Origin of the sequence: Gilliamella sp. wkB292 (assembly GCF_001690235.1) — a bacterium.
GTDB lineage: Bacteria > Pseudomonadota > Gammaproteobacteria > Enterobacterales > Orbaceae > Gilliamella > Gilliamella apicola_F.
Window position 1 is genome coordinate 1 of the sequence record NZ_LZGO01000004.1, and the last position, 7603, is coordinate 7603.

Here is a 7603-nt window from a genome sequence, read left to right on the forward strand (position 1 = left end):
CATGTTTTCCACGCGAAGGGCCTGGTGAAGTCATTTTATATACTGTTGTATAAGTCTGTATTTCGCTAGGAACAATATAAACTAAATTATGAGGAACAACATACATCGTAACCATTAGAGCGCAAAAATACTCAAAAAAGTATCCTACTAAAAATTTAACTCTTTTAGAGCGCGAAATTGGATCTAAAAAACCAATTAGATTAGGCTTAGTTAGTTTATAGAGGATTATGCTAATTATAACGTTAATTAACGACCAACATATGTAAACTTTGTTGTCGAAAATATTGGAAAGAAGGGTGACATTAATCGATTTAAAATAAAATAGTAAAAAATTCAGAATGATAAAAGTATAAAAACTGATTCTAATAAGCTTTTTTACAGCGCTATATCCCGCCATAATATTATTTTTATCACGTGTTTGATTAAAGCGATTTTTAGTTTTTTTTCCAACCACATCTATACTAAAGTTTTTAAAATTTGGCGCCATATTTCTCTACATTAAGCTTACATCGTTAACTCAAATACGCTTATTTGATTAAACATCACTTTCCATCTCTAACTCAATCTTTTGGATTGCTTGTTCGCAACGATAAATACGGTTATCAACCGTTGCAATTTTCTTATAATCAAGCGAATCTGTGCTAAGCTCAAGTTCGTATTTCATCTCTTGTAATCGACGTAAATAATCTAAATGGCGTGCATGCTTTTCAGATAACGTTTCTTCAATGCAAGTTTCTGGCTGTTTTTGACGCAATTGATGAGTAGCTAATTCACGTGTTAGGGCTTCAATTTGATTAACTAATGATTCAGATAAAAATGTCATTTGAGTCAATTTTTGCGAAAGTACACATTGAGTTAATGCTGTGTAAGTTTGCTTTATTTTTTCAAGATAAAAAGAGCGATCAGCAATGACTTTATTGTTATTAAATAGCTGCTCATCAAAATAATACTCTTGATATTCAGGAAAATCCGAAAAATTAACCAGTTGTTCAAGTGCGTCGATTTGTTGTTTTAAAGTAGTTAATAAATTTGGCATAACGAATACTTATCTCTAATCATGAGTTAAATTGTTATCTTCACCAAAATAGTTACCCAAATGTAATTTGGCAAGCGTAATTAATCTCATAAAAGATTCAAAAGTTAATTTATCGTCGTTTTTTTTATCTTCAACGATTATTTTTTTAGCAATCAATTGTGATTTGATTTGATTATAACAGTCTATCAAGTTCAATGGTAAAGGCGACTTAGCGCGTTTACCTAACCAAAAAATACCTTGTAATGGCAAACTGAGTGCAAAAAGTATGGTAATAACTGTTACCGCTATTTGAACAGGCATATAATATTGCCAGACTAATAGCGCAATAATGATAGGTGGCAGATATTTAGCCGCGGTTTTTATGTAATTAATGATTTTTAATTCAGGAAATGAATAAGCGAGTTCTTTATCATTAGGGCAAAGTTGCATGTATAACTGACCTGACTTAAAGGTTTTAATAATACTCATATCTTTTGGATTCCTCGACATTCACATTTTATTGTCTTAAAATAGTCACCATTCAAATTGGCGGCTCTCTATTTTATATCAAAAAGCGCGATATCAGAAGTCACCTTAGTGTAATCACATTGGTTGTTGAATCATGTGTTGAGTTACCAATTTTGATTGGTATATATCTTTTTATTCAAAATATAGGAATTACTATGTCATCAAGTAATAACGCTCTTGTTCTTAACTGCGGAAGTTCATCTTTAAAATTTGCCATTATTAACCCTGAAAATGGTGATGAATTTCTTTCTGGATTAGCTGAATGTTTCAACCTTCCCGATGCTCGTATTAAGTGGAAACTCGATGGTGTTAAAGGCGAAGCATCTTTAGGTGCAGGCGCTGCACATAGTGAAGCAATTAAATTTATTGTTAATAGTATCTTCCCACAAAAACCAGAATTATTAGATAGTATTAAATCTATTGGACACCGAATTGTTCACGGTGGTGAAAAATATACTCAATCTGTTGTTATTGATGATTCAGTACTGAAAGGTATTGAAGATGCGGCGGCATTCGCACCTCTTCACAATCCAGCTCATTTAATCGGTATTCGTGAAGCATTTGCTGCATTTCCTCACTTAAAAGATAAAAATGTAGCGGTTTTTGATACAGCATTCCATACTACTATGCCAAAAGAAGCCTATTTATATGCTATTCCAAACGAATTATATAAAAAACATGGTATTCGTCGTTATGGTGCACACGGTACAAGTCACTATTATGTTAGCCAACAAGCAGCTAAATTATTAAATAAACCTGTTGATCAAACTAATGTGATTACTTGTCACTTAGGTAATGGTGCATCTATTTCAGCTGTTAAAAATGGTAAATGTGTTGAAACTTCTATGGGATTAACCCCACTTGAAGGTTTGGTGATGGGTACCCGTAGTGGTGATATCGACCCTGCAATTATGTTCTTTTTACATGACAACTTAAAAATGTCTGTTGCTGAAATTAACAACCTATTAAATAAAAAATCTGGTTTATTAGGTTTAACAGGTGTTAGCAGCGATTGCCGTTACGTTACGGATAATTATGACACAGACGAAAATGCCAAAAATGCGTTAGATGTATTTGTACACCGTTTAGTCAAATATATTGGTGGTTATGCTATGTTATTAGATGGACGTTTAGATGCAATCATCTTTACTGGTGGTATTGGTGAAAACTCTGAAGAAGTTCGTCGTATGGCTTTAAATAAATTAAGTTTATTAGGTTTCGAACTTGATCAAGAACGCAATTTAGCAGCCCGTTTTGGTAAAGGTGGCACAATCACTAAAGAGGGGTCAGCAATTGCAATGGTTATTCCAACTAATGAAGAGCTTGTTATTGCTCAAGATGCTGCGCGTCTAACTGCTTAAAAAACAATTAAAACCGCCAAATGGCGGTTTGTTTTTATTTAATAAAGAATTAAGAGGAAATGAATTATGTCTCGTACTATTATGCTAATTCCAACCGGAACCAATGTCGGTTTAACAGGTGTGAGTCTTGGTGTTATTCGAGCTATGGAGCGTCAAGGTATTAACCTAAATGTGTTTAAACCCGTTGCACAACCAAGAGCAGGAGGAGATGCGCCAGACAATACTACAACTTTAGTTAGTCATAACACATCTATTCCTGCTTTAAAACCACTAAAAATGAGTCATGTTGAAAATCTATTAGGTTTAAATCAACAAGATGTATTAATGGAAGAGATTGTTGCACTTTATGCTGAAAACACCAAAGGTGCAGATGTTGTGTTAGTTGAAGGTATTGTGCCAACATCTGATTATCCGTTTGCGAATGAACTAAATAATAATATTGCTAAAACTCTTGGCGCTGAAATTATTTTTGTCGTTAACATGGGTAAAGATACACCAGAACAGCTTAAAGATCGTATTGAAATTGCGCGCTCTAACTTTGGTGGTATTAAAAATGAAAAAATTGTAGGTGTAATTGTCAATAAAGTGAATGCACCAGTTGAAGAGCAATCACTTGCTCGTCCTGATGTTGCAGAAATTTATCATACACCAAAATTTGACGATAAAAAAATCACCATTAAAGATTTAAACGAATATAGCCCACTTCCAGTTCTTGGTTGTATTCCTTGGAATATGGATCTAAGCGCTTGCCGCGCAATCGATATTGCTAAACATTTTGATGCAAAAATTATCAATGAAGGTGGCATTAAAAGCCGTCGTATTAAACATATTTCTTTCTGTTCAAGAAGCGTTCCTAATATCATTAACCACTTGCAACCTAATGCCTTATTAGTAACTTCAGCAGATCGCTCAGATGTTCTTGTTACTATCTGCTTAGCGGCTATGAATGGTGTATCAATCGGTGGTGTGTTATTAACGGGTGGCTATGAAATTGATGACAAAATCTATAAATTATGTCAACCAGCTTTTGATACCGGTTTACCTGTATTTACTGTACAAACAAATACTTTCCAAACATCAATCAATTTACAACAATTTAACTTAGAAATTCCGGTTGATGATAAAGAGCGTATGGAAAATACACAAAACTTTGTGGCTGATCATATCGATTCTAGTTGGATTAAATCATTAAATGAAGTAGTGAATTCTGCTCGTCGCTTATCACCACCTGCATTCCGTTATCAATTAACTGAACTTGCTCGCAATGCGAAAAAAGTGGTGGTATTGCCTGAAGGTGATGAACCAAGAACGGTAAAAGCAGCGGCTATTTGTGCTGAACGTAATATCGCAAAATGTGTGTTACTTGGTAATCCTGATGAAGTGCGTAAAGTTGCTGCATCACAAGGCGTGACTTTAGGTCAAGGTGTTGAAATTGTCGATCCGGAATCAATTCGTGAAAAATATGTACCTCGTTTAGTTGAATTACGAAAAAACAAAGGTATGACCGAAGTTATCGCGCGTGAGCAATTAGCTGATAATGTGGTTCTTGGTACTATGATGCTTGAAGCGAATGAAGTAGATGGTTTAGTATCAGGTGCGGTGCATACAACAGCAAATACTATTCGTCCACCATTACAATTAATTAAAACAGCACCGGGTAGTTCACTTGTTTCATCTGTGTTCTTTATGTTAATGCCAGATCAAGTCTACATTTATGGTGACTGTGCGATTAATCCAGATCCAAATGCGCAAGAGCTTGCTGAAATTGCTATCCAATCTGCTGATACTGCAATTGCTTTTGGTATTGAACCACGCGTTGCGATGATCTCTTATTCAACAGGTAGTTCTGGTCAAGGTGCCGATGTTGAAAAAGTGAAAGAAGCCACTCGCATTGCGCAAGAAAAACGTCCTGATCTGATGATTGATGGTCCGTTACAATATGATGCGGCGGTAATGCCTGATGTGGCTAAATCTAAAGCACCAAACTCAAAAGTAGCTGGTCGTGCAACGGTATTTATCTTCCCTGACCTAAATACAGGTAATACCACTTATAAAGCGGTACAACGTTCAGCAGATCTTGTGTCTATTGGTCCAATGTTACAAGGTATGCGTAAACCTGTTAATGATTTGTCACGTGGCGCATTAGTTGACGATATCGTCTATACTATTGCATTAACTGCAATTCAATCAGCACAAGAAAATGCTGCAAAATAAGCGAAGCATGCAGTTCTAACCATAGATAAGAGGTGATACAATATCACCTCTTATTTTTTATATTATTTCATACCTTAGGAATAAAATTAATGAAGCAAGACATCCACCAACAGCGCATATTAATCCTCGATTTTGGCTCTCAAGTTACCCAATTAATCGCTCGCCGAGTCCGTGAAATTGGTGTTTATTGTGAACTTTGGCCATGGGATGTATCAGAAGAAAAAATCAAACAGTTTAATCCTAAAGGTATTATATTATCAGGTGGTCCAGAAAGTACTACCGAACAAAATAGCCCACGCGCACCTGAATATGTTTTTAGAGCTGGCGTGCCAGTGCTTGGTATCTGCTATGGTATGCAAACTATGGCGATTCAAGTAGGTAAGGGCGGACAAGTTACTGCATCTAATCAACGAGAGTTTGGTTATGCTAAAGTTGATATTGTTGCAAAATCAAAATTAACAGACGGTATTTTAGATAGCACCAATGATGCTGGCATTGAGCAACTTGATGTCTGGATGAGTCATGGCGATAAAGTCACTTCATTACCTGACACATTTACCTTAATTGGGCAAACAGAAACTTGTCCATTTGCTATTATGGCCAACGATGAAAAACAGTTTTATGGTGTACAGTTCCATCCTGAAGTTACTCATACCATTAAAGGATTAGCGTTATTAAAGCGTTTTGTGATTGATATTTGTCAGTGTGAAAAATTATGGACACCATCTTCAATTATTACTGATGCGATAGCACGAATCAAAGAGAAAGTCGGCAATGACAAAGTATTATTAGGCTTATCCGGTGGTGTTGATTCTTCGGTTACGGCTTTATTATTACATCAAGCAATTGGCGACCAGTTGACCTGTGTGTTTGTCGATCATGGTTTATTACGTTTAAATGAAGCGAAGCAGGTCATGGAGATGTTTGGTGATAAATTTGGATTAAATATTATTGCCGTAAACGCTGAAGATCGGTTCATGGCTGCGTTAAAAGGAGAGGCTGATCCTGAAGCTAAACGTAAAATCATTGGTCGTGAATTTGTTGCTGTTTTTGATGAAGAGGCGGCAAAATTAAAAGATGTCAAATGGCTTGCGCAAGGCACCATCTATCCAGATGTGATTGAATCAGCTGCGGCCGATACCGGTAAAGCTCATGTGATTAAATCTCATCATAACGTTGGTGGCTTACCTGAAGATATGAAAATGGGGCTAGTTGAGCCATTAAGAGAATTATTCAAAGATGAAGTACGTAAAGTCGGTTTAGAACTAGGCTTACCTTACGAAATGCTTTATCGACATCCATTCCCTGGACCGGGTTTAGGGGTGCGTGTTCTTGGTGAAGTGAAAAAAGAGTATTGCGATTTACTACGCAAAGCTGATGCTATCTTTATTGAAGAACTCTACAAAGCTGATCTTTACCACAAAGTCAGTCAAGCTTTTACCGTATTCTTACCGGTGCGTTCTGTGGGTGTAATGGGCGATGGTCGTCGTTATGATTGGGTTGTTTCACTACGAGCAGTAGAAACCGTAGACTTTATGACCGCCCACTGGGCACATTTGCCATATGACTTTTTAGGGCGAGTATCAAATCGAATTATTAACGAAGTTAATGGTATTTCCCGTGTGGTTTATGATATTAGTGGAAAACCACCAGCAACCATCGAATGGGAATAATTTCATTTATCATTTATCACACTAATAAAAGCCCTGTTAAGCAGGGCTTTTGTTTCTGTCCAAATTCAAGTCAATTAAGTAGTTCAACCTACAAATTTATATCTTCTTTCACGTAAAAACTTTTTAATTATTAATAATCGTGTGTAAAATAGACATGATACAAAATCAAATTGTTATATTGATGAATAGGGAATATTGAATGAAAGGAAGAATAAGTTATATTGTTGTGATAATTGGTATGTTGTTTATTTTTTCTGTACAAGCTAAAAATGAACTTAAAACGAGTGGTAAATGGGTTTATGGTGAAGTTTTAGATGTCAAAACTAAGCAGAATAAAGATTTGGCAATCACAGCTGATTTTGATCGTTTTTCATCTACTCCTGATGTTTTATTGGGTGTAAGTTGTGAAAGTAATACTATTTCGATAATAATTATGAATGAATTAATAACGCCAAAAACGCAGTGGACATTTATTTTTATGGTAGATGGTAAAGAGTTAAGCCAACAAAAATTAGAGTTTGAAGATAAAATTTTATTCAGCAATTTTGATCATCTGTTCTATCAAAGTTTAAAAGATAAAAAAATGTTATTGGTAAAAGCATTTAATAAAACTAAAACTGTTAATATGAAATTTAGCTTAGATGGGTTCAATCAGGCGTTCATGCCAATAGAAACGCATTGTAAGAATAAATAATTAAAAAGTATTACTATTGGATTTTTAATTTTAAACTCAATACATTTACGCTAAATAATTAGCGTAAAAATTTAAATCGATAACTACTTTATTGCTGTTTACTGTTGGTATTATCCTC

6 protein-coding genes and 1 pseudogene are annotated in these 7603 nt (G+C 35.2%); 4 read left to right on the top strand and 3 right to left on the bottom strand.

Annotation, left to right across the window (positions count from 1 at the left end; genetic code table 11):
* From A9G09_RS12960 to yfbV, 3 genes and pseudogenes are all read right to left on the bottom strand, one after another.
* Positions 1-487 (bottom strand): annotated as a pseudogene (locus tag A9G09_RS12960) (hypothetical protein); the annotation flags it as partial.
* A 48-nt stretch (positions 488-535) separates the two neighbouring features.
* Positions 536-1036, bottom strand: a complete 501-nt coding sequence (gene priC, locus A9G09_RS00140; RefSeq protein WP_065632901.1) for a primosomal replication protein PriC — start codon at positions 1034-1036, stop codon at positions 536-538.
* Positions 1037-1051: 15 nt separating this feature from the next.
* Positions 1052-1504: a terminus macrodomain insulation protein YfbV gene (gene yfbV / locus A9G09_RS00145; protein WP_065632902.1), complete on the bottom strand. Its 453-nt coding sequence runs from the start codon at positions 1502-1504 to the stop codon at positions 1052-1054.
* Between the two features lie 194 nt (positions 1505-1698).
* On the opposite strand from yfbV, the gene A9G09_RS00150 reads away from it, so the two are divergent.
* The 4 genes from A9G09_RS00150 to A9G09_RS00165 all read left to right on the top strand — a co-directional run bounded on the left by A9G09_RS00150 (position 1699) and on the right by A9G09_RS00165 (position 7485).
* Entirely contained in the window at positions 1699-2904 is a 1206-nt protein-coding gene (locus tag A9G09_RS00150; RefSeq protein WP_065632903.1) for an acetate kinase, read from the top strand.
* A 66-nt stretch (positions 2905-2970) separates the two neighbouring features.
* Positions 2971-5118 carry a phosphate acetyltransferase gene (pta, locus tag A9G09_RS00155; RefSeq protein WP_065632904.1) on the top strand — a complete coding sequence of 716 codons (2148 nt, stop codon included), beginning with the start codon at positions 2971-2973 and terminating at the stop codon, positions 5116-5118.
* An 89-nt stretch (positions 5119-5207) separates the two neighbouring features.
* Positions 5208-6791: a glutamine-hydrolyzing GMP synthase gene (guaA, locus tag A9G09_RS00160; RefSeq protein ID WP_065632905.1), complete on the top strand. Its 1584-nt coding sequence runs from the start codon at positions 5208-5210 to the stop codon at positions 6789-6791.
* Between the two features lie 199 nt (positions 6792-6990).
* On the top strand, positions 6991-7485 hold the full coding sequence (locus A9G09_RS00165) for a hypothetical protein (protein ID WP_065632906.1): 495 nt from the start codon (positions 6991-6993) through the stop codon (positions 7483-7485).
* The last annotated feature ends 118 nt before the right edge of the window (positions 7486-7603 follow it).